Annotated in this window: 20 protein-coding genes; 9 read left to right on the top strand and 11 right to left on the bottom strand. The window is 66.4% G+C overall.

Annotation, left to right across the window (positions count from 1 at the left end; all coding sequences use genetic code 11):
* Nucleotides 1-218 precede the first annotated feature (218 nt).
* A complete protein-coding gene (acnA, locus tag ABE546_RS00225; RefSeq protein ID WP_346462214.1) occupies nt 219-2975 on the bottom strand; it encodes an aconitate hydratase AcnA in 2757 nt (918 codons plus the stop codon).
* A gap of 247 nt (nt 2976-3222) precedes the next feature.
* Nucleotides 3223-3600, bottom strand: coding sequence for an outer membrane protein assembly factor BamE (gene bamE / locus ABE546_RS00230; protein WP_346462216.1), 378 nt, complete (start codon nt 3598-3600; stop codon nt 3223-3225).
* A 200-nt stretch (nt 3601-3800) separates the two neighbouring features.
* On the opposite strand from bamE, the gene ABE546_RS00235 reads away from it, so the two are divergent.
* From ABE546_RS00235 to acnB, 3 genes are read left to right on the top strand one after another with little or no spacing between them, the layout of a single operon-like run.
* Nucleotides 3801-4025 carry an AbrB/MazE/SpoVT family DNA-binding domain-containing protein gene (locus ABE546_RS00235; protein ID WP_123729167.1) on the top strand — a complete coding sequence of 75 codons (225 nt, stop codon included), beginning with the start codon at nt 3801-3803 and terminating at the stop codon, nt 4023-4025.
* Nucleotides 4026-4032: 7 nt separating this feature from the next.
* Nucleotides 4033-4431: a type II toxin-antitoxin system VapC family toxin gene (locus tag ABE546_RS00240; RefSeq protein WP_313212487.1), complete on the top strand. Its 399-nt coding sequence runs from the start codon at nt 4033-4035 to the stop codon at nt 4429-4431.
* 49 nt (nt 4432-4480) lie between these two features.
* Nucleotides 4481-7066, top strand: coding sequence for a bifunctional aconitate hydratase 2/2-methylisocitrate dehydratase (acnB, locus tag ABE546_RS00245; RefSeq protein ID WP_313212475.1), 2586 nt, complete (start codon nt 4481-4483; stop codon nt 7064-7066).
* 103 nt (nt 7067-7169) lie between these two features.
* On the opposite strand, the gene ABE546_RS00250 is transcribed toward acnB, so the two are convergent.
* Complete coding sequence (locus ABE546_RS00250) at nt 7170-8423, bottom strand: LysR family transcriptional regulator (RefSeq protein ID WP_346462217.1); 1254 nt, start codon at nt 8421-8423, stop codon at nt 7170-7172.
* Between the two features lie 101 nt (nt 8424-8524).
* Between ABE546_RS00250 and ABE546_RS00255 the strand changes: the two genes are divergently transcribed.
* From ABE546_RS00255 to ABE546_RS00280, 6 genes are all read left to right on the top strand, one after another.
* Entirely contained in the window at nt 8525-9196 is a 672-nt protein-coding gene (locus ABE546_RS00255) for a 4-carboxy-4-hydroxy-2-oxoadipate aldolase/oxaloacetate decarboxylase (RefSeq protein WP_313212473.1), read from the top strand.
* Entirely contained in the window at nt 9189-10244 is a 1056-nt protein-coding gene (locus ABE546_RS00260; RefSeq protein WP_313212472.1) for a 4-oxalomesaconate tautomerase, read from the top strand. The genes ABE546_RS00255 and ABE546_RS00260 overlap by 8 nt, the downstream gene beginning before the upstream one ends.
* A gap of 42 nt (nt 10245-10286) precedes the next feature.
* Complete coding sequence (gene dctA / locus ABE546_RS00265) at nt 10287-11600, top strand: C4-dicarboxylate transporter DctA (RefSeq protein WP_313218241.1); 1314 nt, start codon at nt 10287-10289, stop codon at nt 11598-11600.
* A 76-nt stretch (nt 11601-11676) separates the two neighbouring features.
* Complete coding sequence (locus ABE546_RS00270; RefSeq protein WP_346462218.1) at nt 11677-12972, top strand: carbohydrate porin; 1296 nt, start codon at nt 11677-11679, stop codon at nt 12970-12972.
* 23 nt (nt 12973-12995) lie between these two features.
* Nucleotides 12996-14018 (top strand): amidohydrolase family protein, encoded by a 1023-nt coding sequence (locus ABE546_RS00275; RefSeq protein ID WP_313212469.1) that lies wholly within the window; start codon nt 12996-12998, stop codon nt 14016-14018.
* A gap of 11 nt (nt 14019-14029) precedes the next feature.
* Nucleotides 14030-14905 carry an amidohydrolase family protein gene (locus ABE546_RS00280; RefSeq protein WP_346462219.1) on the top strand — a complete coding sequence of 292 codons (876 nt, stop codon included), beginning with the start codon at nt 14030-14032 and terminating at the stop codon, nt 14903-14905.
* Nucleotides 14906-14926: 21 nt separating this feature from the next.
* Here the strand turns inward: ABE546_RS00280 and ABE546_RS00285 are convergent, their stop codons facing one another.
* From ABE546_RS00285 to ABE546_RS00320, 8 genes are all read right to left on the bottom strand, one after another.
* Nucleotides 14927-15997 (bottom strand): chemotaxis response regulator protein-glutamate methylesterase, encoded by a 1071-nt coding sequence (locus ABE546_RS00285; RefSeq protein WP_346462221.1) that lies wholly within the window; start codon nt 15995-15997, stop codon nt 14927-14929.
* The gene (cheD, locus tag ABE546_RS00290; protein WP_121036713.1) at nt 15994-16590 is read right to left on the bottom strand and encodes a chemoreceptor glutamine deamidase CheD; all 597 of its coding nucleotides are present in this window, start codon (nt 16588-16590) and stop codon (nt 15994-15996) included. The genes ABE546_RS00285 and cheD overlap by 4 nt, the downstream gene beginning before the upstream one ends.
* Complete coding sequence (locus ABE546_RS00295) at nt 16587-17447, bottom strand: CheR family methyltransferase (RefSeq protein WP_346462222.1); 861 nt, start codon at nt 17445-17447, stop codon at nt 16587-16589. The genes cheD and ABE546_RS00295 overlap by 4 nt, the downstream gene beginning before the upstream one ends.
* Nucleotides 17448-17500: 53 nt before the next feature.
* Nucleotides 17501-19774: a methyl-accepting chemotaxis protein gene (locus ABE546_RS00300; RefSeq protein WP_346462224.1), complete on the bottom strand. Its 2274-nt coding sequence runs from the start codon at nt 19772-19774 to the stop codon at nt 17501-17503.
* 180 nt (nt 19775-19954) lie between these two features.
* Nucleotides 19955-22315, bottom strand: coding sequence for a methyl-accepting chemotaxis protein (locus ABE546_RS00305; RefSeq protein ID WP_313211888.1), 2361 nt, complete (start codon nt 22313-22315; stop codon nt 19955-19957).
* Between the two features lie 96 nt (nt 22316-22411).
* Nucleotides 22412-22795: a hypothetical protein gene (locus tag ABE546_RS00310; protein ID WP_088435034.1), complete on the bottom strand. Its 384-nt coding sequence runs from the start codon at nt 22793-22795 to the stop codon at nt 22412-22414.
* Nucleotides 22796-22968: 173 nt separating this feature from the next.
* Nucleotides 22969-23460 (bottom strand): chemotaxis protein CheW, encoded by a 492-nt coding sequence (locus ABE546_RS00315; protein WP_346462226.1) that lies wholly within the window; start codon nt 23458-23460, stop codon nt 22969-22971.
* 159 nt (nt 23461-23619) lie between these two features.
* A complete protein-coding gene (locus ABE546_RS00320) occupies nt 23620-24399 on the bottom strand; it encodes a flagellar regulator YcgR PilZN domain-containing protein (protein ID WP_346462227.1) in 780 nt (259 codons plus the stop codon).
* Between the last annotated feature and the right edge of the window lie 121 nt (nt 24400-24520).

Consider the following 24520-nt stretch of genomic DNA (forward strand, 5'->3'; position numbering starts at 1 on the left):
GACGGATGCCTCCAGCCTAGCTCATTGCATACGAAATGGGATAAATATGTGATTTATGAAATTTATGAAAAAGAAGATGGGGCGTTGGGACGCCTGTCCGGGGCACGCCCAAGACGCAGATTCGCGAGGATCCGGAAAGCAGCAAGGGGGCGTTGCGCCCCCTTGCTGTCAGGTCATCCCCTGGATGGAGACGGCGTACTTCGCCAAGTGGCTGACGCTTACTTCTTCCCCGCCAGCTGGCGCAGCACGTACTGCAGCAGGCCGCCGTGCTTGAAGTACTCCACTTCCTTCGGGGTCAGCAGCATCACATGGACCTCGAAGGTCTTCTTCGTGCCATCGGCCCGGGTCGCGGTGAGGGTGGCCGATTTGCTGGCGCCATCCTCCAGGCCGGTGATGTCGACCACCTCCGAGCCATCCAGGCCCAGGCTCTGTGCGTTCTCGCCGTTCTTGAACTGCAGCGGCAGCACGCCCATGCCAACCAGGTTGGAGCGGTGGATGCGCTCGAAACTCTCGGCGATCACCGCCTTGACGCCCAGCAGGTTGGTGCCCTTGGCCGCCCAGTCGCGGGAGGAGCCGGTGCCGTATTCCTTGCCGGCGAACACCACCAGCGGGACGCCCTCGGCCTTGTACTTGACGGCCGCGTCGTAGATCGCCAGCTTCTGCGGCTCGCCGCCGTCCTTCGGGAAGTACAGCGTGTTGCCGCCTTCTTCGCCGCCGAACATCAGGTTCTTGATCCGGATGTTGGCGAAGGTGCCGCGCACCATGACGTCATCGTTGCCGCGGCGACTGCCGTAGCTGTTGAAGTCAGCCGGCTGCACGCCACGCTCCTGCAGGAAGCGGCCCGCCGGGGAATCCTTCTTGATGTTGCCGGCCGGGGAGATGTGATCGGTGGTGATCGAGTCGCCGAACAGGCCCATCACACGCGCGCCATGCACATCCTCGATGTGGCCGACGTCCATCGTCATGCCGTCGAAGTAGGGCGGGTTCTTGATGTAGGTCGAGTTGCCATCCCACTCGTACAGATCGCCATCGGGCGACTGGATGGTGTTCCAGCGGGTGTCGCCCTTGAACACGTCGGCATAGTTCTTCTTGAACATCTCCGGCCCGATGGTCGCAGCGATCACGTCGCCGATTTCCTTGTTGCTCGGCCAGATATCGCGCAGATACACCGGCTGGCCATCGCTGCCCGTGCCCAGCGGCTCGGTGGTCAGGTCGATATCGGTGGTGCCGGCGATGGCGTAGGCGACGACCAGCGGCGGGCTGGCCAGGTAGTTCATTTTGACTTCCGGGTGCACGCGACCTTCGAAGTTGCGGTTGCCCGACAACACCGAGGCCACCACCAGGTCACCAGCGGCGATGCCCGCACTGACTTCGGTCGGCAGCGGGCCGGAGTTGCCGATGCAGGTGGTGCAGCCATAGCCGACCACGTAGAACCCGATCTTTTCCAGCTCGGTAAGCACACCGGCTTTTTCCAGGTAATCGGTGACCACGCGCGAGCCCGGGCCGAGCGAGGTCTTCACCCACGGCTTGCGGTCCAGCCCCTTGGCGGCCGCGTTGCGGGCGAGCAGGCCGGCACCGATCATCACCGCCGGGTTGGAGGTGTTGGTGCACGAGGTGATCGCGGCGATCACCACCGCGCCATCCTTCAGGCGGAATCTGTGACCCTCCAGCTCGACATCGCTGTAGCCCTTGGCCAGCTGTTCGTTGCCGACCGCCGCACCGCCGCCTTCGTTGACGAACTTGGAGACGTCATCGTTGCGCTTGTCGCGGTTGGTGGTCAGGCCGACCAGGTTCTCGCGGTAGTTCTGCTTGACGTCTTCCAGCAGCACGCGGTCCTGCGGGCGCTTGGGGCCGGCCAGCGACGGCTTGACCTCGCCCATGTCCAGTTCCAGCGTGGCGCTGTAGCTGGCGTGCGCGGTGTTGGCGTCGTGCCACAGGCCCTGGGCCTTGGCATAGGCTTCGACGAGATCGATCTGTGCTTCGCTGCGGCCGGACAGGCGCAGGTAGGTCAATGATTCTTCGTCGATCGGGAAGATGCCGCAGGTGGCGCCATATTCCGGTGCCATGTTGCCGATCGTGGCACGGTCGGCCAGCGGCAGGTGCTGCAGGCCCTCACCGAAGAACTCCACGAACTTGCCGACCACGCCGTGCTTGCGCAGCATCTGGGTGACGGTCAGCACCAGATCGGTGGCGGTGGCGCCTTCGGGCATGCGGCCGGTCAGCTTGAAGCCGACTACCTGCGGGATCAGCATCGAGGACGGCTGGCCGAGCATCGCGGCCTCGGCTTCGATACCGCCCACGCCCCAGCCGAGCACGCCGATGCCATTGATCATGGTGGTGTGGCTGTCGGTACCGAACACGGTGTCCGGGTACGCCACCGCCTTGCCATCCTTGTCCGCAGTCATGACGACGCGGGCCAGGTTTTCCAGGTTCACCTGGTGGACGATGCCGGTGTTGGGCGGCACCACCTTGAAATCATCGAAGGCCTTCTGGCCCCAGCGCAGGAAGCCATAGCGTTCCTGATTGCGCTGGAATTCGATCTTGCCGTTGAGATCCAGCGCGTCGGGCGTGCCGAACACATCGACCTGCACCGAGTGATCGATCACCAGCTCGGACGGAATCTGCGGATTGATCTGCTCCGGTCGACCGCCGAGCTTGACCACCGCATCGCGCATCGCGGCCAGATCGACGACGCAGGGCACGCCGGTGAAATCCTGCAGCACCACGCGCGCGGGCATGAAGGCGATCTCGATGTCGGGCTCGGCCTTGGGGTCCCACTGGGCCACGGCCTGGATGTGGTCCTTGCCGACGGTGACGCCACCATCCTCGTGCCGGAGCAGATTCTCCAGCAGGATCTTCATCGAATAGGGCAGGTGGGAAATGTCGAACGTCTGTCCGAGCTTGGGCAGGCTGAAGTAGTCGTAGGTGGTGCCGCCGACGTCCAGCTGGCTGCGGGTGGAGAACGAATCGCTCATTGCAGATGACTCCTTTGCTGATGGCTTGCAACGGCTGCGCCGGAACGCGCGCCTGCTTGCGGCTGCCGTCGGGCTCGCTGCGCCCGCCGATCCCTCGCAGTATGCGACAGCGGCCGGGGCGTGCCAGCCCTTGGGCTCAGGACGCAAGGTTACACAGGCATGTGTAGTGCCGATGTCATCGCCTGCATCCCGAATGCAGACGGGGCGCCATGAGCGCCCCGTCTGGAAGTAGCTCGGCCGCGGCCGCTTACTTGCCGTTGGCGGCGTCGATCAGGGGGTTGCCGGTCTTGCCCACCGCATTGGTCTTGGACTTGGCGGACAACACGCCGGTCTTGCCGAACTCGAACACGGTGGCTTCCTGGATGTTCTTGCCGAACGACTTGATCTTGACGAAGTCGTAGTACCAGACCTGTGTGTCGCCGAGCTGTTCGCGGCGGCTGGGGGCGCCGAAGGCGCCACGCACATCATCCTGGGTGGTTTTGCCCACTTCGGCGGCATCCAGTTGCTGCTGGGTGATCTCGGTGCCGGTGGTGTAGGCGCCAAACGGGTTGGCATGCGCCGATGGGGCAGCCAGGGCCAGCGGGGCGGCAATCAGCAGGGCAAAAGCGAGGGTGGTGGCGCGCATCGTGGGATGTCCTTGTCTATCGATGGGGGTGCGGGTCGCCAGGAGGGCGGCAAGCGTCCGGGTCCAGGCGGCAGCGGTTGCTGCTCGTTCAGTCTAGCCTTCTTGCCGGGCCCGGGACGCCCGAAAGGCGGGCGCCGCCTGGATTTGCCCCTGAACGTCAAAGTACGTACAATTTATACATACTTTTCGAGGCGTACCCCATGGAAGCTACTGTTGCTGAACGCGGACAGATCACGCTGCCCAAGGCCGTGCGTGACGCCCTGGGGCTGACCAAGGGCACCCAGTTGACCGTGGAGCTGGAAGGCGGCCGCATCATCCTGCGCAAGAGCGTGGACGATGCGATCTCCCGCGCCCGCGGCAAATTCGCACTGGATGGCTTCGAGTCGTCCGAGGCCGCCGTGAAGGCTGTCCGTGACGAAGACTGAGCCCGCGATGATCGCCGTCGATTCGCCGGTGCTGATCGAACTGCTCAGCAACGGCCCGCAGGCCGATGCCGTCGAGGCCTGCCTGCGCCAGAGCCTGGTCGGCGGGCGCGTGGTGGTCTGCGGCGCGACCTTGGCCGAGCTGTGCGCCTCGCTGCGCGGCGGCGCCGAAGTGCTCGAAGCGCTGGAGGAAATGGGTGTCCATTTCAACGCGCTGGAGGCCAAATCGGCCCTGCGCGCCGGCGAGATGCAGCGCCGCCACCGGCAGCGTGGCCAAGGCCGGCGCAGCCTGGACGACTTCATGGTGGGGGCCCATGCACTGCTGCAGTGCGATGGCCTGATCACCTGGAACGACACGTTTTACCGCGACTACTTCAAGGGCCTGAAGCTGATCGTGCCGCAAGCCTGAGCCCATTCTTTAAACCGCATTCTTTCAAAAGAATCACCCGGGAGTTGTCATGTTGGAAGCCTACCGCCACCACGTAGCCGAGCGCGCCGCGCTTGGCATCCCGCCGCTGCCGCTGAGCGCCCAGCAGACGGCCGACGTCATCGAACTGCTGAAGAACCCGCCCGCCGGCGAAGCAGAGTTCCTGCTGGACCTGCTGACCCACCGCGTGCCGGCCGGCGTCGATGACGCTGCCAAGGTCAAGGCCTCGTACCTGGCCGCGATCGCCCTGGGCAGCGAAGTCAATCCGCTGATCACGCGCGAGCGCGCCACCGAACTGCTGGGCACCATGCTCGGCGGTTACAACGTCGCCCCGCTGGTCCAGCTGCTGGACGACGCTGCCGTCGGTGCGATCGCCGCCGATGCGCTGAAAAACACCCTGCTGGTGTTCGATGCCTTCCACGACGTACAGGAAAAGGCCAAGGCCGGCAATGCCAACGCCCAGGGCGTGCTGCAGAGCTGGGCCGATGCGGAGTGGTTCACCAGCCGTCCGCAGGTGCCCGAAAGCCTGACCATCACCGTGCTCAAGGTGACCGGCGAAACCAACACCGATGACCTGTCGCCGGCCCCGGATGCCACCACCCGCCCGGACATCCCGCTGCACGCCCTGGCGATGCTGAAGAACAAGCGTGATGGCATCGAGCCGGAAGAAGACGGCAAGCGCGGCCCGGTCACGTTCATCGAATCGCTGAAGGACAAGGGTCACCTGGTCGCCTACGTGGGCGACGTGGTCGGCACCGGTTCCAGCCGCAAGTCGGCCACCAACTCGGTGCTGTGGTTCACCGGTGAAGATATTCCGTTCATCCCGAACAAGCGCTTCGGTGGCGTGTGCCTGGGTTCGAAGATCGCCCCGATCTTCTACAACACCATGGAAGACGCCGGCGCGCTGCCGATCGAACTCGACGTGTCGCAGATGAACATGGGCGATGTGATCGAGCTGCGTCCGTACGACGGCAAGGCCCTGAAGGACGGCGCGGTCATTGCCGAGTTCAAGGTCAAGTCCGATGTGCTGTTCGACGAAGTGCGCGCCGGTGGCCGCATTCCGCTGATCATCGGCCGCGGCCTGACCGCCAAGGCGCGTGAAGCGCTGGGCCTGGCCCCGACCGATCTGTTCCGCCTGCCGATGGACCCGCCGGATACCGGCAAGGGCTTCTCGCTGGCGCAGAAGATGGTCGGCCGCGCCTGTGGCCTGCCGGAAGGCCAGGGCATGCGCCCGGGCACCTACTGCGAACCGAAGATGACCTCGGTGGGCTCGCAGGACACCACCGGTCCGATGACCCGTGACGAACTGAAGGACCTGGCCTGCCTGGGCTTCTCGGCCGACCTGGTGATGCAGTCGTTCTGCCACACCGCCGCGTACCCGAAGCCGGTGGACGTCAAGACCCACCACACCCTGCCGGAGTTCATCTCCACCCGTGGCGGCATCTCGCTGCGCCCGGGCGACGGCGTGATCCACAGCTGGCTCAACCGCATGCTGCTGCCCGACACCGTCGGCACCGGTGGCGATTCGCACACCCGTTTCCCGGTGGGCATTTCGTTCCCGGCCGGCTCGGGCCTGGTCGCCTTTGCGGCGGCCACCGGCGTGATGCCGCTGGACATGCCCGAATCGGTGCTGGTGCGCTTCAAGGGCACGATGCAGCCGGGCGTGACCCTGCGTGACCTGGTCAACGCGATCCCGCTGTATGCGATCAAGTCCGGTCTGCTGACCGTGGCCAAGGCCGGCAAGAAGAACATCTTCTCCGGTCGCATCCTCGAGATCGAAGGTCTGCCGGAGCTGAAGGTCGAACAGGCGTTCGAACTGTCCGATGCCTCGGCCGAACGTTCGGCCGCCGGTTGCTCGGTGCACCTGAACAAGGAGCCGATCATCGAGTACCTCACCAGCAACATCACGCTGCTGAAGTGGATGATCGCCGAGGGTTACCAGGACGCCCGTTCGCTGGCGCGCCGCATCGAGAAGATGGAGGCCTGGCTGGCCAACCCGGAGCTGCTGGCCCCGGATGCCGACGCAGAGTACGCCGCCGTCATCGAGATCGACCTGGCCGACATCCACGAGCCGATCGTGGCCTGCCCGAACGATCCGGATGACGTCAAGACGCTGTCGGACGTGGCCGGCGCGGCCATCGATGAAGTCTTCATCGGTTCGTGCATGACCAACATCGGTCACTTCCGTGCGGCGGCCAAGCTGCTGGAAGGCAAGCGCGACATCCCGACCAAGCTGTGGGTGGCCCCGCCGACCAAGATGGATGCGTCGGAGCTGACCAAGGAAGGCCATTACGGCACCTTCGGCACCGCCGGCGCACGCATGGAAATGCCGGGCTGCTCGCTGTGCATGGGCAACCAGGCACAGGTGCGTGAGGGTGCGACGGTGTTCTCGACCTCGACCCGCAACTTCCCGAACCGTCTGGGCCGCAACTCCAACGTGTACCTGGGGTCGGCCGAACTGGCCGCGATCTGTTCGCGTCTGGGTCGCATCCCGACCAAGGAAGAGTACATGGCCGACATCGGTGTGCTGGATGCCAGCAGCAAGGACATCTACCGCTACATGAACTTCGACCAGATCGAGGATTATCAGGAAGTCGCCGGTACGGTGGCTGCCTGATCCGGTGCCGGGCGCTGCCCGGCCTCGGTAGCCATCGACCGTGGGTCGATGGATGAACACAAGAACCCCCGGTGAACGCCGGGGGTTTTTTCATGCGCGACGCTCAGGGTGTCGGAAACCGGAACGGCCAGGCCTCGTCGCCTGCATCGTTGCGTTCGGTACAGACCTGCCGGAACGTCTCCACGAACGCCTGCTGCAGCCGGGTAGGGTGCCAGTCAGCGCGGGTGGTCAGGCCGATACGGCGGCGCAGGTCATCGCCGGCCCGGCCGATCTCGCAGAGCAGGCCGGCCCGACGTTCGAACACGAACTGATCGCGCGACATCAGCGTGAGCCAGTCGTCTTCGAGCAGCAGGCCGCGGGTGATCAACACCGAACCACACTCGATGCGCAGCCGCGGGGGTTCGTGGCCATGCTGGCGGAACATCCGCTCCCAGCGCGCCCGGACCGGGGCCCCCGTCGCGGCGATCACCCAGGGGTAGTCGAGCAGCTGTGGAAAGTGGATCCCTTGGGTGGCAGCCAGTGGATGTCCGCTGCGCGCGACAATGACCGGGTCGTCGTCGAACAGTCCTTCCTGCGCGATGTCGCGTACCGGCAGCTTGTCGCGCATCGCGCCGATCAACAGGTCCAGGCTGCCTTCGCGCAGGTCACCGAGCAGCTCGGCGTAGGGGCCTTCGATCACGTTCACCGTCGCCCCCGGATGCGCGCGCGCAAAGCGGGCAAGCACCTGGGGCAACAGGATGGCCCGGGCCAACGGCATGACGCCGAGCGCGACCCGGCCGCCCTGTTGCGAGCGGAGTGAGGCAAGTTCATCGACGCCGGCGCTCAGCTCGGACAGCGCCAGGCGGACCAGACGGAGCATGCGTGTGGCCGCGGGAGTCGGCTGCACGGTTTTCCCGCGGCGCACCATCAACGGTGTCTCAATCACCTCGGCGAGCTCGTGCACCGCGCGATAGATGGCCGGTTGGGACACGCCCGCGCGGCTCGCCGCGAGCGTGAAGCTGCCGGCGGTATCCACTGCGGCCAAGGCGCGCAGCTGGCCCAAGGTGACCCGCCGCTCCACAGCGGGCATCGCCGGCAGGCGCTGGGCCCGGCGGGCCCCGCGGACACCGTGCGCGATGTAGGCAAGCGCGCGTTCGATCCGCGGCACCAGCAGCCCGGCCGCCTCGGTCGGCGACATGCCGCCGGGCTGGCGATCGAACAGCGGCGCGTCCAACTGTTTCTCCAGCCGCGCGATGGCCTGCGTCAACGCCGGCTGGGACAGATTCACGTGCGGTGCGGCCGCGCTGATGCCGCCGTGGTGGTAGACCGCGGCGAGGGCATGCAGATGCTTGAGGTTCAGGTCCAGAGGTGTGCTCATGGATCAACTATAACCAAACCCAATGGCTGTTTCGAAAAACGATCTTGAGGGGTTGGGCGGCGCAAGGACAGACTGCGCCATCGTCAACGAAGGATGGATGGATGTCCCGGGTAGTCTCTTCTATCGAACGCGCCGATGCGGCGGTGATCCAGGTGCTTGCGCAGGCCGGTGTTGCCACCGCGCATGAAGCGCAGGGCCGCAGCGGTCTGCTGCATCCGCGGCTGCGCCCGATCTATGGCGGTGGGCGCATCGCCGGTAGCGCGATCACCGTGTCGGTGCCGCCGGGCGACAACTGGATGATGCACGTGGCCATCGAGCAGCTCCGCGAGGGCGACGTGCTGGTGGTGGCGCCGACCAGCGACTGCACCGACGGCTACTTCGGCGATCTGCTGGCGACCTCGGCCCAGGTGCGTGGCTGCCGCGGGCTGGTGATCGATGCCGGCGTACGCGACGTGCGTGACCTCACCGCGATGGGCTTCCCGGTCTGGAGCCGCGCGATCCACGCGCAGGGCACGGTCAAGGAAACGCTGGGGTCGGTCAATGTGCCGGTGGTCTGTGGCGGGGCACTGGTCCGGCCGGGCGATGTGGTGATCGCCGACGACGACGGGGTCTGCATCGTGCCGCGTGCGGATGCGGCGCATGTGGCCCGCGAGGCACAGGCCCGCGAGGCCCGTGAAGCGGACAAGCGCGAACGGTTGGCCAAGGGCGAGCTGGGCCTGGACATCTACCAGATGCGCGAGCGCCTGGCGGCCAAGGGCCTGCGCTATGAGTAAGGCCGTGCGCGCGATGTGGATGCGCGGCGGCACCTCCAAGGGCGGGTTCTTTCTCGCTTCGGAGCTGCCGGCCGAGCCGGCCACGCGCGATGCCTTCCTGCTACGTGCGTTCGGCTCGCCCGATCCGCGCCAGATCGATGGCATGGGCGGCGCTGATCCGCTGACCTCCAAGGTCGCGGTCGTGGCGCCCTCCCGCCATGCGGATGCCGACGTGGACTATCTGTTCCTGCAGGTGTTCGTGGACCAGGCCGTGGTCAGCGATGCGCAGAACTGCGGCAACATGCTGGCCGCCGTCGGCCCGTTCGCCATCGAGCGTGGATTGGTTGCAGCCACGGGCGAGCAGACCGACGTACGCATCTTCATGTGCAACACCGGCACGCTCGCCTCGGCGACCGTGCAGACGCCGCAGGGCACGGTGGCGTATGACGGCCAGGCACGCATCGACGGCGTGCCCGGCAGCGCCGCCCCGGTTCCATTGGCGTTCGCCGACATCGCCGGCTCCAGCTGTGGCGCGCTGCTGCCGACCGGCCATGCTGTCGATGTCATCGACGGGGTGGAGACCACCCTGATCGACAACGGCATGCCGTGCGTCGTGCTGCGCGCCTCCGATGTGGGCATCACCGGCCATGAGGACCGCGCCACGCTGGACGCTGATGAGGCGCTCAAGGCCACGTTGGAGGCGATCCGCCTGCAGGCCGGCCCGCTGATGCGGTTGGGTGATGTCAGTGCCCAGTCCGTCCCCAAGATGATGCTGGTGGCGGCGCCTCGCGCAGGCGGGGCGATCAGCGTCCGTTCGTTCATTCCGCATCGCTGCCACGCCTCCATCGGGGTGCTTGGGGCAGTGACGGTCGCCACGGCCTGTCTGCTGCCAGATTCCCCCGCGCATGCCCTCGCGGCGCTGCCCGGCGGCCCGCATCAGACGCTGGAGATCGAGCACCCCAGTGGAAGCACCGCTGCCGTGCTGGATCTGGACGCGGCCGGGCAGGTGACCCGCGCCGCGGTACTGCGCACCGCGCGAAAGCTCTTCGACGGCGTGCTGTTCGACTGAATACGCACGACGTCCTTATTCTTGTGACCTGGGAGGGTTGATATGACCGTTGTAGAGAAGCGGCCGAGCCGCTTCGGCATTGTGGGCCAGCTCTGGTTCCAGGTGCTGGCAGGTACCGTGATCGGCGTGCTGTTGGGGTGGCTGCAGCCGGACATCGGCTCGGCGATGAAGCCCTTCGGCGACGCGTTCATCAAGCTGATCCGGATGATGATCGGTCCGATCATCTTCGTCACGGTGGTGCATGGCATCGCCGGCATGCGCGACATGCGCAGCGTGGGCCGCCTGGCCCTGAAATCGCTGATCTACTTCGAAGTCATCACGATCCTGGCGCTGATCGTGGGCCTGGTGGTGGTGGATGTCTGGAAGCCGGGCGCGGGGATGAACATCGACCCGGCCACCATCGACATGGCCAGCATCCAGGGCTACGTGCACAGCGCGCATGACCAGTCGATCGTGTCCTACATCATGGCGATCATCCCCAACACGCTGGTGAGCGCCTTCACCGAAGCGCACGTGCTGCAGGTGCTCTTCGTGGCGGTGCTGTTCGGTGTGGCGCTGGCCTCGATCGGCGAGCGCGGCGCGCCGGTGATGAAGGTGATCGAGTCCACCTCGGGCGCGCTGTTCAAGATCATCGGCTACATCATGTACTTCGCCCCGATCGGCGCCTTCGGTGCAATCGCCTTCACCGTTGGCCAGTTCGGTGCGGGCTCGCTGCTGTCGCTGGGCGAGCTGATCATCGAGTTCTTCGTGGTCTGTGGGCTGTTCACCGTGCTGGTGCTGGGCAGCGTGTGCTGGTGGACCGGTGCCAGCTTGTGGCGGCTGCTGGGCTACCTGCGCGATGAGATCGTCATCGTCGCGGCGACCACCTCCACCGAAACCGTCCTGCCGCGCCTGATCGAAAAAATGAAGAAGCTGGGCTGCGAGGAAGGTGTGGTGGGTTTCGTGATCCCGGCCGGCTACTCGTTCAACCTCGACGGCACCTGCCTGTACCTGACCACCGTCGCGCTGTTCCTGGCCCAGGCGACCAACACCGAGCTGACCGTCTGGCACCAGCTGGGCCTGATCGCGGTGCTGCTGCTGACCTCCAAGGGAGCGGCCGGTGTGGCCGGCGCGGCATTCGTGGTGCTGGCAGCGACGCTGGGCACCACCGGCACGATCCCGGTGGCGAGCATCGCGTTGATCCTGGGCATCCACCGGATCCTGGCAGAGGGCCTGACCTTCGTGAACCTGATCGGCAATGCGATCGCGGTGCTGGTCATCGCCAAGTGGGAAGGCAAGCTCGACGAGAAGGTGCTGGCCGAGCAGATCGGCACTCGGCGGCTGAGACGCCGCGTGCTGACTGCCGCCACCGTCTGATCCTGCCGCCGCGGCGCTGCCGCGGCCTCCCGACATCCATCCGTTGCGCGGCTGCGGCCGCGCACAGGAGGCGCTTGTGTCCCGTTTTCCCCGCAACACCCTTTGCCTGCTGGTGGCTGCCAGCCTGGCGGCGCCGGCGTTCGCCGCGTCCGCTTCACCCAAGGGCAGTCTGCCCGATGGCGTCGATCTCACGTTGGACCTGGTCGGCAACGTCGCCTCCAATCCGGTCGGTGGTGTCGAGCAGGGCACCCAAGGCTCGTACTGGGTGATGGCCCAGTCCAGGTTTGATCTGGACACGCTGTGGGGTATCCACAACACCGACGTCGATGCGCAGTGGGCCTGGTTCGCCGGCCGCAACCTGGCGCGCGAGAAAATCGGCAATTCGATCAGTGCCCAGCAGACCTGGCGGCCGGTGGCCGGCGGGCGCCTGACCCGGCTGACCCTGCGCCACCGCTTCGACAACGGCCTGAGCATCATTGCCGGTCGTGCCCCGGTGAACAGCTACTTCAACAGCTCCGCGCTCAACTGCGTGTTCATGAGCAACGCGATGTGCCTGACCCCGTATGGGGCGATCACCGATCTGGGCATCACTGCCTACCCGAACGCGTCCTGGGCCGGGATCGTGCGCTACGACGTGAATGACCGCTGGTATGCGCAGGCCGGTGCCTTCGACTACAACAACGCCTTGAACAAGGCCGGCAAGAACGGCCTGGACTTCTCGGTGGGCGAGGGTACCGGGACCATCACCGCGTATGAAGTCGGCTACCAGACCAGCTTCGCCAATGACCGTCTGCCGCGGACCTTTCGGCTGGGCATGTACCGCAACAGCGATGGTGGCAAGAGCTCCTACTACGATGCCAACGGCACCTCCGCAGCGCTGACCGGCAGGCCGACCGCGGTGCAGGACGGTGCGCGGTCGGGCGCGTATGCCATGGCCGATCAGACGGTCTGGCGGGGTACAGGCAAGCGCAACCTCGCGCTGTTTGCGCGCGCGTACGTGAACACGGGCAACGAAGCGCCGGTCGACACCTTCGTCTCGGCCGGCTTCGTCAAGACCGGCACCTTCGCCGGCCGCGAGCAGGACACGTTGGCGATGTTTGTCTCCAACACCCACTTCAGTGACGAACAGATCGACTTCCTGCGCGACCGGCGTACCCGCAATGGCGGCAACGGTGCGCCGCATGCGGACGAGATCATCGCCGAGCTCAGCTATGGCTGGGCCGTGCACAAGGGCATCCGCCTGATGCCCAACCTGCAGTACGTCATCAACCCCGATCCCCTCTACGCGCCTACCCGTACCACCGACATTCCCGATGCGCTGATTGTCGGGCTGCGCATGGACATCCACTTCGCCCAGCTGTTCGGCTGGTGATTGATCCCCCACGAGGCCCCTGCATGATCATCGATTGCCACGGTCATTACACGACCGCCCCCGCCAGCCACGACGCCTTCCGCAAACAGCAGATCGCGCATTACCACGACCCCTCGCTGCCGGCGCCGGTCTACCCGGAGATCAGCGATGCGGAGTTGCGCGAGAGCGTGGAGGCCAACCAGTTGCGCCTGCTGCGCGAGCGTGGTGCCGACATGACCATCTTCTCCCCGCGTGCCAGCACCATGGCCCATCACATCGGCGACGAACGGGTCAGCGCGGAATGGACACGCCGCTGCAACGACCTGATCGCCCGCGTGGTGGCGCTGTATCCGGAGACCTTCATCGGCGTGTGCCAGCTGCCGCAGTCGCCGGGCGTGCCGATCGCCCATTCGATCGCCGAGCTGGAGCGCTGCGTCAACGAGCTCGGCTTCGTGGGCTGCAACCTCAACCCGGACCCGTCCGGCGGCCACTGGACCGGCCTGCCGCTCACCGACAAGGCCTGGTATCCGTTCTTCGAGAAGATGGTGGAACTGGACGTTCCGGCGATGGTGCATGTCTCGGGCAGCTGCAACGCCAACTTCCATGCCACCGGCGCGCACTACCTCAACGCCGATACCACCGCGTTCATGCAGTTCCTGCAGGGCGACCTGTTCCGTGACTTCCCTGCGTTGCGTTTCATCATTCCGCACGGCGGCGGTGCGGTTCCCTATCACTGGGGGCGTTTCCGTGGCCTGGCCGACATGCTGGGCAAGCCGCCGCTGAACGAGCACGTCATGAAGAACGTGTTCTTCGATACCTGCGTCTATCATCAACCGGGCATTGATCTTCTTTTCAAGGTCATCGACATCGACAACATCCTGTTCGGTTCGGAAATGGTCGGCGCGGTCCGCGGCATCGATCCGGAAACGGGGCAGTTCTTCGACGACACGCTGCGGTATGTGAACGCGCTGGGCCTGTCCGAGAGCGATCGCCGTAAGGTGTGCGAAGGCAACGCGCGGCGGGTCTATCCGCGTCTGGATGCGCAGCTGAAGGCGAGGGGCCTGTGATGAGTGATTTCGTGAAAGACGCCGATTGGCTGGATTTCTGCCCCACACCGAGCGTGCCGCGCTTCGTGCCGCCCATGGGCGCCGTGGACGCGCATTGCCATGTCTTCGGGCCGGGCGACCGCTTCCCCTACGCACCCGAGCGCAAGTACACCCCATGCGACGCCGGCAAGGAACAGCTGTTCGCGCTGCGTGACCTGCTGGGATTCGAGCGCAGCGTGATCGTCCAGGCCACCTGCCATGGCGCCGACAACAGTGCCCTGGTCGATGCCCTGCGCAGTGCGGGCGGCCGCGCCCGTGGCGTGGCGACCGTGCGTGACAGCGTGACCGATGCTGAACTGCGTGAGCTGCACGCGGCGGGCGTGCGCGGGGTCCGCTTCAATTTCGTGAAGCGGCTGGTCGATCCCAAGCCGGATGCGTACTACCGCGCGATCATCGAGCGCATTGCGCCGCTGGGCTGGCACGTGGTGGTCTACTTCGAGGCGGCCGATCTGGCCGAGCGCTGGGACTTTTTCACCTCACTGCCGACCACCGTGGTGGTGGACCACATGGGCCGACCGGACGTGACCCAGCCCGTGGAAGGTCCGGCGTTCCAGCAGTTCGTGCGGCTGATGGATGAGCACGCCAATGTGTGGAGCAAGGTCAGCTGCCCGGAGCGCCTCTCGCGCAGTGGGCCGCCGCATTACGACGACGTGGTGCCGTTCGCGCGCCACCTGGTGGAGAGATTCCCGGACCGGGTCTTGTGGGGGACGGACTGGCCGCACCCCAATCTGACCTCGCACATGCCCGACGACGGTACGCTGGTGGACGTCATTCCGCGTATCGCAGTGACCGCGGATCTGCAGCGCAGGCTGCTGGTGGACAACCCGATGCGGCTGTACTGGGCGTAGGTGTCGACCGGCCCGCCGCCGCTAGCTGCGGGCCAACGCCATCAACCGCTCCGCAATCCGCTCCAGCGGCACCATTTCCTCGGCCGCGCCGATCCTCACCGCGCTGCCCGGCATGCCCCAGACCACGCTGGTGGCTTCATCCTGCACCAGGGTCGGGGCACCGGCGTTGCGAAGATCCAGCAAGCCGCGCGCACCATCGTCGCCCATACCGGTCAGGATCGCGCCGATGGCATTGGCGCCCGCGCTTTCGGCCACCGAGCGGAACAGCACGTCCACCGCCGGCTTGTGCCGGTTGATCGGCGGACCGTCGTCGATCCGGCACCGCCAGCGCGCACCGTCCCGGATCACGCGCAGGTGCTTGCCACCGGGCGGCAGGTAGGCATGGCCGGGCAGGACCGCTTCGCCGTCGGTGGCTTCGCGCACCGACATTGCCGAATGGCGGTCCAGGCGCTCGGCGAACGGGGTGCTGAACTGCGCCGGCAGGTGCTGGGTCATCACCACGGCCGGGGCATCGGCCGGCAGGCCTTCGAGCACCACGCGCAGGGCTTCGGTGCCCCCGGCGGAGGCGCCGATGGCGATCAGGCGGTCGGTGGTGCGGAACTGGATGGAGCGCGGTGTCGCCACCGGCGCCACGGCACCCAGGGTGATCCGCGGGGGATTGGGCCGGGACAGCGGGCGCACGCGCGAGCGCGCGGCCATCTTGACCTTGGCGATGATCTCGTCGGCGTAGCCCTGCAGGCCACGGGCGACATCCAGCTTCGGCTTGGAGACAAAGTCCACCGCGCCCAGCGCCAGCGCCTGCAGGGTGGTGTCGGCACCGCGCTCGGTGAGCGAGGAGATCATCACCACCGGCAGCGGATGCAGGCGCATCAGGTTTTCCAGGAAGGCCAGGCCATCCATCCGTGGCATTTCCACGTCCAGCGTGATCACGTCCGGCGCCAGGCGCTTGATCTTCTCGCGCGCCAGCAGGGGATCGGCAGCGGTGCCGACGACCTCGATGCCGGGATCGCTGGCGAGGATCTCGCTCAGCATCTGGCGGACGACCGCCGAGTCGTCGACGATCAGGACTTTGCAGGGCACGCCGTGGGTCATTCGAACAGCTCCACGCCACCGGTGACCGGGGCCTTGGACAGGCGGGCGCGCACGGCCGATTCGGTCGCGGCCACTTCAGCTTCATGGGCGTGCGGCAGGCGCTGCACCACCACGCGGCCGGTATCGGCGAAGAACCACACCTTGCGTGGATGGATGCCGCACAGGTCCTCGGCGATGATCGGAATGTGCTCGGCCTGCAGGTACTGGCGCACGAACTCGGCGTTGCGGGTGCCAACCGGGTTGCTGGTGAAGCCCTTGAGCACGTTGGCCCCGCCGAACACCTTGGCCTCCAGCCGCTTGCGGTGCGCGCCGCGCTTGAGCAGATCGTTGATCAGCAGTTCCATCGCGTAGCTGCCGTAGCGCGCGGGCGCGCCATCACCGACGTTGCCTTCGGGCAGCAGGAAATGGTTCATGCCACCGATCTTGAGCACCGGATCGCGCAGGCAGGCGGCCACGCAGGAGCCCAGCGTGGTGGTCAGTGCGGTGTTGTCATCCACGGCGAGGTACTGGGTCGGCAGCAGCTTGGCGGCGGTCACCTGGAAGCGGCTGTCGAAATAGCGCATCACCTCGTCGTTACGGATCGGCAGACTCATACCGGTGCTCCCGGCGCGCGCTTGTACAGCGTGCGGCCGCAGGGTTGGATCAGGTCGGCGGCGTGCAAGTAGTTCTCCGAGTGGCCGGTATAGAGCAGGCCGTCATCGCCCATGTGCTGGATGAGACGCGAGAGGATCCCGCGCTGGGTCGGTTTGTCGAAATAGATCATCACGTTGCGGCACAACAGGGCATCGAACGGGCCACCGACGTCGTAACGGCTGGCGAGCAGGTTGAGCGGACGGTAGTCGATGAGGTCACGCAGGGCTGGATTGACCCGGCAATGCCCTTCGTTGGGGCCGGTACCGCGCTGGAAGTAGCGCTTGCGGATCGCCGGATCCAGTCCGGCGACCCGGTCGATCGCGTACACGCCGCGGCTGGCGGTGGCCAGCACCTGGGTGTCCACGTCGGTCGCCAGGATGCGCACCGGCGGTTTGAGCGTGCCGAAGGTCTCGCAGGCCGTGATCGCCATCGAGTAGGGTTCTTCGCCGGTCGAGGCCGCGCACGACCACAGCTGCAGCGTGCCATGGCCGGCGCGAAGGCGCAGTTCCTCGGCGAGCTTCTCGAAGTGGTGAGGTTCGCGGAAGAACGCGGTGAGGTTGGTGGTCAGGGCGTTGGTGAACGCCTGCCATTCGTCACCGCCGTGGGCTTCGAGCTGGTCCAGGTAGTCGCTGAAGCTGCGCATGCCGAGCGCACGCAGCCGCCGCGACAGCCGTCCATAGACCATGTCGCGCTTGGCCGGGGCCAGCGAGATGCCGACGCGCTGGTAGATCAGCTCGCAGACGCGGCGGAAGTCACGGTCGGCGAACTCGAATTCGCGAGCGTTCGGTGAAGCGGCGTTGGCGGGGGGCGTGGACACGGGCGGACTCGCAGGGGAAGGGGATGCGGCGACCGGGTGATCGCCGCGGGCACTCAGAACTCTTGCCAGTTGCCGTCATCGGCCGGCGTGCTGCGCGCGGGACGCATCGGCGTGGCGGCACGCGGGGCCGCCGGCGTTGGGCGGCTGGCGGGACGCACCGGCGGCATCCCGGCAACCGCGCGGGCGGTGACCGCGCTGACGGCCTGCGCGACCTGGTCGTCCAGGCGGAAGATGGCCACGGCATGGGCCAGCTGGGTGGCCTGTTCTTCCATCGCGCGGGCGGCAGCCGTGGCTTCTTCCACCAGGGCGGCGTTCTGCTGGGTGGTCTCGTCCATCTGCACCACGGTCTGGTTGACCTGGTCGATGCCGGCGGACTGCTCCTGCGAGGCCGCCGAGATCTCGGCCATGATGTCGGTCACGCGCTGCACCGAGGCGACGATCTCGCCCATGGTCGCGCCGGCCTGGTTGACCAGCTGCGAGCCTTCGGCGACCTTGCCGACCGAGTCGTCGATCAGGCCCTTGATCTCCTTGGCCGCGCCCGCCGAGCGCTGGGCCAGGGTGCGCACTTCGGAGGCGACCACGGCAAAACCACGTCCCTGTTCCCCGGCACGTGCCGCCTCCACCGCGGCGTTCAGCGCCAGGATGTTGGTCTGGAAGGCGATGCCGTCGATGACCGAGATGATCTCGGCAATCTTCTTCGAGGAGGTCTGGATCGCGGCCATGGTGGTGACCACTTCGCCGACGACATGGCCGCCCTGGGTGGCCACGGTGTGGGCGCCGATCGCCAGCTGGTTGGCCTGGCGCGCGTGCTCGGCGTTCTGGCGCACGGTGGAGGTCAGTTCCTCCATCGAGGCCGCGGTCTCTTCCAGGTTGGCAGCCTGCTGCTCGGTACGGCGCGAGAGATCGCTGTTGCCGGTGGCGATTTCGCCGGCGGCGAGGTTGATGCTGCCGGCGGCCTCCTGGATCTGGCCGACGATCTGGGTCAGCTGCGCGACGGTGGCGTTGGCATCGTCGCGCATGGTGGCGAACACGCCCTGGAAGTCACCGTGCATGCGCGCGGTCAGATCACCCTCGGCGATCGCCGAGAGCAGCTGGGAGAGCTTGCCCAGGTTGTCATCGCTGACCTGCATCATCGCGTTGAGGTGGCCGATCATCCGGCGGAAATCGTGATCGAAGCGGGCGGTGTCGCCACGCTGGCTGAAATCGCCGGCGGCGGCCGCCGCGGCCAGGCGCTGGATCTCGCCGTTGATGTTGCCCAGGTTCTGCTTGACCGCATCCACGGTGGCGGTGATGGCGGCCTTCTCGCCGGGGTAGCGCGCGATGTCCGCGCTGAGGTCGCCCTGCGCGTAGCGCTGCACCACCGCCAGCACCGCATCCATGGTCTGCACGTGTGCGCCGACCAGGGTATTGGTTTCATGCACCATCAGGCCGTACTCACCGGGGAAGGCGGTTTCGTCCATGCGGTAGCCGGTGCTGCCGGCATCGTGGCGGCGGGCCATCTCGCGCTGGCCGCTGATCACCGCATGCAGCTGTTCCTGCATGCGCGCCATGCTTTCCAGCAGGCGGCCGGGCTCGTCGTGCGCCTGCTCGCCGATGCGGCTGTCCAGCTTGCCGCGGGCGATGCTCTCGGCCACGTGGGTGGCCTGGCGCAGGGGCAGGGTGATGCGGTTGCCGATCAGCCAGCTCAGCCCCAGCACGATCAGCACCACGCCGCCGCCGGTAGCGGCCATGATGGCGGTGAACACCAATGCCTGCCGCTGCACGTCATCCATGTACACGCCGCTGGTGATGACCCACTGCCACGGGGCGTACATGCCGGCGTAGGTGACCTTCTCGATCAGGGCGTCATTGCCGGGCTTGGTGGTCTTGTAATACGTGTAGCCGCCGCCGGTCCTGGCCATGTCGACCTGCTGCAGATAGATCGGCACGCCGTCCTTGGAGGTGTAGTCCTTCTGCACCTTGCCCACGCGGTCACGCGCAAAGGGGTGCATCAACAGGGTGTAGTCGGTGCCGAGCACGTTGTAGTACGCGCTGTCACTGTCGGCACGCATCACGTCCAGCGCCTGCAACGCCGCTGCCTTGGCAGCCTCTTCGGTCAGCTCGCCGGAACTGGCCAGTCGGGTGTAGTGCGCCAGGATGCCGTAGCTGAGTTCAACCTGGGTCTTCAGCGCTTCCTTGCGGGTTTCGGCAAGGTCCAGGTACTGCATGCGGGCAGCAATGATCGCCAGCGCGATCACGCCGACGGCGATGAGTGCGGTCAGCAGGTTGAGCTTGCGCCTGACGGACAGGTTGGAGAAGGACTGGTTCCAGCGGCTGAGTAGATTCATGGGCAGGGGTCTTTGATCGACAGACATGTCGCGGCAATGCTGTTATCGGCCGCAGGTCGCCACGATTGAGTCCGCTCGACTGAGCGTATTCAGGTTGCGGGCGGCGCCGCAGTGGAACGCGCAGAAAAAAGGCCCCGATGCGCATGCATCGGGGCCTTTCCGCGTGGTGCGTGGCGGGGCTTAGAACTCCTGCCAGTCGCCGTCGGCCAGTTCGGTGGCCACCGGGCGCGAGGCCGGGCGACGCACTGCCGCCTGCGCCAGCGGCGCGCGGGCGGCACGCGGCGGTGCGACCACGGCCGGGGCGGGCGCGATGTCCTGCTCATCGAGCTTGAAGATCGACACGGCATCGGTCAGATGGCCGGCCTGCTCTTCCATGGCACGGGCGGCGGCGGTGGCTTCTTCCACCAGCGCGGCGTTCTGCTGGGTGGTCTCGTCCATCTGTACCACGGTCTGGTTGACCTGCTCGATGCCGGCGGACTGCTCCTGCGAGGCGGCGGAGATCTCGGCCATGATGTCGGTCACGCGCTGCACCGAGGCCACGATCTCGCCCATGGTGGCGCCCGCCTTCTGCACCAGCGCCGAGCCATCATTGACCTTGCCGACGGAGTCGTCGATCAGGCCCTTGATCTCCTTGGCCGCGCCGGCAGAACGCTGGGCCAGGGTGCGTACTTCGGAGGCCACGACCGCGAAGCCACGACCCTGTTCACCGGCACGCGCCGCTTCGACGGCCGCGTTCAACGCGAGGATGTTGGTCTGGAAGGCGATGCCGTCGATGACCGAGATGATCTCGGCGATCTTCTTGGACGAGGTCTGGATCGCGCTCATGGTCGTGACGACCTGGCCGACCACATCACCCCCCTGCGAGGCGACGGTGTGCGCGCCGATGGCGAGCTGGTTGGCCTGGCGGGCATGCTCGGCGTTCTGGCGAACGGTGGAGGTCAGTTCCTCCATCGAGGCCGCGGTTTCTTCCAGGTTGGCGGCCTGCTGTTCGGTACGGCGCGACAGGTCGCTGTTGCCGGTGGCGATCTCGCTGGCGGCCGAGTTGATCTGCTGGCTGGAGTGCTTGATCCGGGTGACGATGCCGCTGAGCTGCTCGGCGGTGGCGTTGGCGTCGTCGCGCATCCGGGCGAACACGCCCTGGAAGTCGCCGTGCATGCGCACGGTCAGGTCGCCCTGGGACAGCGCGGCGAGCAGGTTGGAAACCTGTTCGATGCTGGCCGAGTTGGCATCCAGCAGGCCGTTGAGCTGCTGGGCCAGCTGCAGGAAGAAGCCTTCCTTGCCATCGCTGTCGATGCGGCCGGAGAGATCGCCGGCCGCGGCCTGGGCGATCACGCGGGCCACTTCGGCTTCCACCAGGGCTTCCGGGGTGCGGTCGCGCCATTCGATGACGTGGCCGACGGTCTCACCCTGTTCGTTGGCGATCGAGGAGATGACCTGGGCGAACTGGGCCTCGCCGAACTGCATCGGGCGGCGGCTGACGCCGTGCTGCTGCAGCTGGGCCAGGGTCTTGGGATCCATTTCGCTGCCGTGCTCCAGCGCGGCGGCCGACTTGCCGATCAGCGAGGCGGCGGCGTCGAAGTCCGGCAGGTCCTTGCGAATGTCGGCTTCGTACTGGCTCAGGGTCTGCTGCAGGGCGCGGTTGCTGTACACGATGGTGTGCTGCGCATCGGTCAGGTAGACGCCGGTGGAGCTGTAATCCAGCGCGGTACGGATGCGCAGGTTCTCGCGGGCAATGGCCTGGTCGGTTTCGGTACGCTCGCGCAGATCACGCTGCATGCGCTGCATGGCCTGCAGCAGATCGCCGACTTCATCCTTGCGGCTGACATCGATATGGCCGTCCAGCTTGCCGCTGGCGACATCGTTGGCGACCGAGACGGCGCCGCGCATGCTGCCCACCAGCGAACGGGCAAACAGATACACCAGCACCAGGCCCAGGGCGGCGCCGCCGAGCAGGGTGATGACGGTCAGCATGGCCGAGGCGGCGTAGGTGGATTCGGCTTCTTCGCGCGAGGCGCGCGAGAGACGGTTGTCCTCGGCGATCAGGGCTTCGAGCGCGGCCGAGGCCTTGCGATGCTTGGCGCGGGTTTCACCAACGAAGGTGTCCACGGCATCGTCGGGCAGGTCCAGCTCGAGCATTTCGGTGACGGCGTCGTAGGACGCCAGCGAGTCGGTCCAATCCTTGGCGAAGGTGTCAAACAGCTTCTTCTGCTGGGGATTGTCGATCAGCGCGGGGTATTTTTTGATCGAGGCATCGATCTGGGTGCGAAGCTCCGCCGCGCGGGACTTGGCTTCGGCCTTGACGTCATCACTGGCGCGGATGAGGCCCTGGTAAGCGGAGTTGCGGTACTCGCCGACCATGCCACGCAGTTCGCCGGCCATGCGGATGCTGTCCATCCGGGGGCCAGCCAGTTCAGTGGTGACGTTGTTGAGTGAGTGCAGGCCACGATAGGCCACGATGCCCTGCAGCAGCATCACCAGCAGGAGGACGCCGAAAGTCAGCATCAACTTGGGCATCAGTTTGAGGTTGTTGATCCACGGCATGGCAGGTGCGGTCTCCAGTGGCAAACGCGTCCGGCCGTCGGGGCCGGTTGCAGCGACCACGCCGGCCTGGGCCGGCGTGGCAGGGCGTACGGGCAATTACTTGATGTTGGCGAGCTTGAGGCCGGCCGGCGAGCTGACTTCGATTTCAGCGCGCGATGCATCGCGTGCGATCTTGCCGATCACGCAGACGGTCTTGCCTTCCAGCGATTCCAGCGGGAAGCTGAACTTGTCGCGGTTGGCGCCGGCGATGCGGGCCGAGAAGGTATGGCGCGGGAACGCGCCGCCCATGTACAGGAAGGTCGGCTGACCTTCAGAGCCTTCGGCGTAGCGGGCCTTCTCGACCTTGCCGCAGACCATGCCGTCCTTGCCGACCGAGCGCGGGGCCATTTCCGGCGGAATCATTTCACCGGACTGGGCGAATGCAGTAGAGGCGGAAGAGGCGATCACGGCGACCGAGAACAGGGCAAGCAGGGACTTCATCGGGAAAATTCTCCGGGGATATGGGCAAGGTGGCCCGGCCATGGGCGATCCAGTGCAGCCGGGTTCTGAAACCAGCTATCGGCCGGTCAGCGGGGAACTGAAGCAATTTTTTCGACGGTGGCCGCTGCCGGTGGCGACAGCGGCGTGACGGCCGTTTTTCTGTGACGGATGTCTCAGGCGGCGACGTCGTCGATGACCGGGGCCTGGCCCATGTCGGCGCTGTCGAGCAGGGTTTCGATATCCAGCAGGATCAGCATGCGATCGTCCTGGGTGCCGATGCCGGAGATGAACCGGGTATCGACGGCGGCGCCGAACTCGGGCGTCGGGCGGATCTGGTCGGCAGCCAACGGGATGACGTCGGAGACGCTGTCAACGACGATGCCGACGACGCGGTCTTCGACGTTGAGGACGATCATGACGGTGAAGGCGTCGTAGGTGGCATTTTCCAGGCGCAGTTTGAGGCGCAGGTCGATGACGGGGACGATGGTGCCGCGCAGGTTGATGACGCCTTTGATGTAATCCGGGGCATCGGGCACGCGGGTGACGGAGTCGTAGCCGCGGATTTCCTGGACTTTGAGGATGTCCACGCCGTAGTGCTCGGCGCCGAGGGTGAAGCTGAGGTACTCGCCGCCGTCGCTGGCGGCGTTGCTGTTCTTGTCGTTCATCGAGGGGTCCTGGGTCGGGCGTGGCGGTCGAAAAACCGGGGGTCACGCTGGATATCGGCCTGCCCGGGGGCGACTTTAGCTTCCACCCACCCAAACCCTGCCTTCAGTCGGGACCATGAGCCGCAGGGATGCGGCGACGCCATGCCGTTGAAGCAGCGATCAACTCTCCCCGTTCTTCCGCGCACTCCGCTGCCGGTCGATACGGAAGATGTAGCGCTGGATCGCGCTGTCGCCGCCGCGCGGGAGGTCGTCGAAGCGCATGCCGATCCGCTTCATCTCCGCCCCGTTGGGCAGTTTGAGCGCCAACTGGTTGCAGACGATCAGCGAGACGTGCAGCGGGCTGCCGTCGGGGAGGTCGAGCCGGGCGGCGTAGCGTTTCTGCAGGGAGAACACGTTGCAGTCCACCGGCACCGTGACGGCCAGGCCACCGCCGCTGATGTCGACCACGCGCAGCTGGAGCGCTTCGCTGCGGTCTTCGTTGACCGGGAACTGCAGTTGGGGGGAATCGGTGATCGGCGTTTCCAGCCGGTACAGTTCACGACGCTGCAGGTGCACCAGTTCCTGCGGGAACGGCACGCGGAAGGCGACATGGCCTTCGTTGCGCACGCGCTCCAGCCCGTCCAGGCGGAACCGGACCATCACCCGGTCCAGCTGGGCGAAGCAGAGCAGGTGGCCGGCTTCTTCGGCGGCGCGGTTGGAGGGCTCGGACGGGCTGCCGTCGAGCAGCAGCCAGTCGTCGTCTTCGTCCAGCTCCAGGACGGCCGTGGGGAAGGACTGGTCACGGCCGCCGAGATGGGCGTTGATCAACGAACGCTGGTCGATCAGCGCCTGCAGCAACTGCCGGATCTGGCGGGGGTTGCGGACCAGGTACCTGTCATCCGTGGCATCGTCGTGGATGCCATGGGGGCGGTCGTGTGCGTCGAGGCTGCCTTCGGACATGGAATCTGCTGGGTTGGGCGGGTGCCGGCAGGCGTAGATGCCGGGGCTCTGTCCGTTTATCGGCAGTAGTTCACATTTATGTAGGGGCAATTGCAGCGCGGCGATCCGCGATGGCCCTGCC

Origin of the sequence: Stenotrophomonas sp. TWI377 (assembly GCF_039674525.1) — a bacterium.
GTDB lineage: Bacteria > Pseudomonadota > Gammaproteobacteria > Xanthomonadales > Xanthomonadaceae > Stenotrophomonas.

Bases quoted from the DNA above. Each gene is read 5' to 3' on its own strand.
- dctA (WP_313218241.1), top strand. From the start codon at position 10,287: ATGACCGTTGTAGAGAAGCGGCCGAGCCGCTTCGGCATTGTGGGCCAG.
- ABE546_RS00240 (WP_313212487.1), top strand. From the start codon at position 4,033: ATGATCGCCGTCGATTCGCCGGTGCTGATCGAACTGCTCAGCAACGGC.
- ABE546_RS00305 (WP_313211888.1), bottom strand. From the start codon at position 22,315: ATGCCGTGGATCAACAACCTCAAACTGATGCCCAAGTTGATGCTGACT.
- ABE546_RS00320 (WP_346462227.1), bottom strand. From the start codon at position 24,399: ATGTCCGAAGGCAGCCTCGACGCACACGACCGCCCCCATGGCATCCAC.
- ABE546_RS00275 (WP_313212469.1), top strand. From the start codon at position 12,996: ATGATCATCGATTGCCACGGTCATTACACGACCGCCCCCGCCAGCCAC.
- acnA (WP_346462214.1), bottom strand. From the start codon at position 2,975: ATGAGCGATTCGTTCTCCACCCGCAGCCAGCTGGACGTCGGCGGCACC.
- ABE546_RS00285 (WP_346462221.1), bottom strand. From the start codon at position 15,997: ATGACCCACGGCGTGCCCTGCAAAGTCCTGATCGTCGACGACTCGGCG.
- ABE546_RS00255 (WP_313212473.1), top strand. From the start codon at position 8,525: ATGTCCCGGGTAGTCTCTTCTATCGAACGCGCCGATGCGGCGGTGATC.
- ABE546_RS00235 (WP_123729167.1), top strand. From the start codon at position 3,801: ATGGAAGCTACTGTTGCTGAACGCGGACAGATCACGCTGCCCAAGGCC.
- cheD (WP_121036713.1), bottom strand. From the start codon at position 16,590: ATGAGTCTGCCGATCCGTAACGACGAGGTGATGCGCTATTTCGACAGC.
- bamE (WP_346462216.1), bottom strand. From the start codon at position 3,600: ATGCGCGCCACCACCCTCGCTTTTGCCCTGCTGATTGCCGCCCCGCTG.
- acnB (WP_313212475.1), top strand. From the start codon at position 4,481: ATGTTGGAAGCCTACCGCCACCACGTAGCCGAGCGCGCCGCGCTTGGC.
- ABE546_RS00310 (WP_088435034.1), bottom strand. From the start codon at position 22,795: ATGAAGTCCCTGCTTGCCCTGTTCTCGGTCGCCGTGATCGCCTCTTCC.
- ABE546_RS00300 (WP_346462224.1), bottom strand. From the start codon at position 19,774: ATGAATCTACTCAGCCGCTGGAACCAGTCCTTCTCCAACCTGTCCGTC.
- ABE546_RS00315 (WP_346462226.1), bottom strand. From the start codon at position 23,460: ATGAACGACAAGAACAGCAACGCCGCCAGCGACGGCGGCGAGTACCTC.
- ABE546_RS00250 (WP_346462217.1), bottom strand. From the start codon at position 8,423: ATGAGCACACCTCTGGACCTGAACCTCAAGCATCTGCATGCCCTCGCC.
- ABE546_RS00260 (WP_313212472.1), top strand. From the start codon at position 9,189: ATGAGTAAGGCCGTGCGCGCGATGTGGATGCGCGGCGGCACCTCCAAG.